The sequence below is a fragment of the Nocardia sp. NPDC005366 genome (genome assembly GCF_040606855.1).
Taxonomy (GTDB): domain Bacteria; phylum Actinomycetota; class Actinomycetes; order Mycobacteriales; family Mycobacteriaceae; genus Nocardia.
The window spans coordinates 1-2,453 of record NZ_JBEXFQ010000091.1 but is presented as its reverse complement, the minus strand read 5'-3'; the positions used below and the strand labels follow the sequence as shown (position 1 = coordinate 2,453).

Sequence of the window (2,453 nt, the reverse complement as noted above, 5' to 3'; positions counted from 1 at the left end):
CCTAGAGAAACGCTCTTCAGGCGCGCATCTCCATGTCACCGCAGCTCAGGCCATAAACCGTCGCTCCAGACGCCCGAAATTCTGCGGAACCCCGGTCAGTGGAGTCGCGGGATTGTCGAATCGGTCGGCAATTCGATCCTCGTTTCGGTGAGCGCACCGTCGTTCACGGCGTTGTTGATACTTCGCCGGAGTTCGCCGCAACCCCGTCCCTGATCACCGACGCCGTGGTTTCCCGCCGAGATCACGGGGCACCCCGCGGCGTCCGAGGTCCACTGGATCGATGTGTGGACCGGACTGAATTTCTCGACCAGAACGCCTATGCCGCACCGCTGGCAATTGAGCGGCCGCATCGTCATCGCGGGCCGCCTGCCGGGGCGGTGGTGACACGTCCGTACTGACCGCGGAAGAAGACCAGGGGCGATTGTCCCGATGCGTGCAGGTGCCGAATTCTGGACACGACGATGGTGTGGTCACCGGCGGCATGCTCGGCCTCCGGTTCGGCTTCGATCCAGGCCAGGCAATCGACGAGGACCGGCGCGCCCGACGGCGACGGGTTCCATTCGATGCCATGGAATTTGTCCGTGCCACGGGCCGCGAGCTGACGGCACACCCGCTCCTGATCCTCGGAGAGGATATTGACGACGTAGTGGCCTGCCGCACGCAGCCGCGGCCACGAGGTACTCGTCACAGCCACGCAGAAGGCGATCAATGGCGGATCGAGCGATACCGAGGTGAACGAGTTCGCGGCCAGACCTGTGGGCTGTGCGGTCGCGGGGTCGATGCCGGTGATCGCCACGACGCCGGTCGCGAAATGCCCGAGGACACCGCGCATCAGAGCCGGATCCAATTCGGGCATGGCCACACCGACCGCATCCGCAGCGCCGGTGGATTCGTGACCGGTCGACCTCATGACATGCTCCTCGCGGATCGATCAACAAGCATGATTCCGACCATATCCGGCACTTTGCCCGACGAGCGTCGTGCTCCCGTTGGCCGGGACGGCACAACCTCTCGTACCCGCCGACCGAACCACCGATCGAGGCGACAAGCTCAGCGGTTCACGACATTTCCACGCTTTCCGGCACCGACAGGTCGACGACGCCCGGGCGGACCGGCGGCTCGGGCACCGCCAGGACGCAGTGGGTTTTGTAGAAGATCGTCGGCATGCATTTGTTGCAGTGGATGCACAGCGATTTCGCCGAGTGATCCGCGGCGATCCTGTTGATCAGGTCGGGCTCGCGCAGGAGTGCTCGTGCCATGGCCACGAACTCGAACCCCTCGGCCATCGCCGTATCCATCGCCGCTTTGTCGGTGATGCCGCCCAACAGGACCAGCGGCATATCCACATTGGCCCGGATCTGTCGGGCGGCATCGAGCATGAACAGATCCTCGTACGGATAGCTGTGCAAGAAATGCTTGCCGAGCAGTTTGACGCCGAGCCGCATCACCGGGGGCATGATCGCGCCGAACTCGTTCAGCGGCGCTTCGCCTTTGAACAAATACATCGGATTCAACAGCGAACTGCCGATGGTGAGTTCGACGGCATCCAGATTCCCGTCCTCCTCTAGCCACTTCGTCACCTGGATCGCCTCGTCGAGCCAGAAGCCCCCTGGCACCCCGTCGTCCATATTCAGTTTCGCGAGCACCGCGATACTGTCGCCGACCACCGCGCGTACCTCGGCAGCGGTCTCACGCACGAGACGAGCGCGATTCTCCAGGGAACCTCCGTAGGCGTCGCTGCGGCGATTGAGGATCGGGCTCAGGAACGAGCTCGCGAAATAGTTGTGGCCGAAATGTATTTCCACCGCATCGAATCCGGATTCGATGGCATACCTCGCCGCCGCACCGTGTGCCGTCCTGATGCGGCCGATATCGGCCAGTGTCGCTGCGTGGACGACTTTCATGCCCATCGGGTTGATACGCCGTGAAGCGCTGAGCGCGGGCGCCCCGTTGGACTTCCCGTTCGCGACCGGCCCGGCATGGCCGATCTGCGCCGAGATGGCCGCACCCTCGGCGTGCACCGCCTCGGTGAGCCGCCGTAGACCGGGCACGGCCTCCTCGCGCATCCACAGCTGATCCGCCTCGGTCCGCCCCTCCGGCGCGACCGCGCAATAGGCGACCGTCGTCATGCCCACTCCACCGGCGGCGACACGGCGATGGAACTCGATGAGATCATCGCTGACCACCGCGCCCGGCGACATATGTTCGAAGGTAGCGGATTTGATGATCCGATTACGCAGGGTCACCGGGCCGAGCTGTGCTGGAGCAAGGACGTCGGGAACGGCTTTTCGGCTCACGTCGTGGCCTCTCGATACAGGTGGGAACCCGAGGGCTGTCTTCGGGTGACGCTGACGCTAGCCTCGATCTTTCGCCGGTCTGTTGGCCGGGCCTGATCGGTTTCGGATTTGTTTTCGGTCGCTGATCAGCGACTGGTGGGCAACACAGGGTAGCCC

At 64.0% G+C, this 2,453-nt stretch carries 2 protein-coding genes; both read right to left on the bottom strand.

Translation table 11 applies throughout. The features are described 5' to 3' along the window. Positions 1–352: 352 nt before the first annotated feature. Positions 353–856: a flavin reductase family protein gene (locus ABZS43_RS36500; protein WP_355040581.1), complete on the bottom strand. Its 504-nt coding sequence runs from the start codon at positions 854–856 to the stop codon at positions 353–355. A 202-nt stretch (positions 857–1,058) separates the two neighbouring features. Continuing rightward, positions 1,059–2,297: an NADH:flavin oxidoreductase gene (locus ABZS43_RS36495; RefSeq protein ID WP_355040580.1), complete on the bottom strand. Its 1,239-nt coding sequence runs from the start codon at positions 2,295–2,297 to the stop codon at positions 1,059–1,061. Positions 2,298–2,453: the final 156 nt, after the last annotated feature.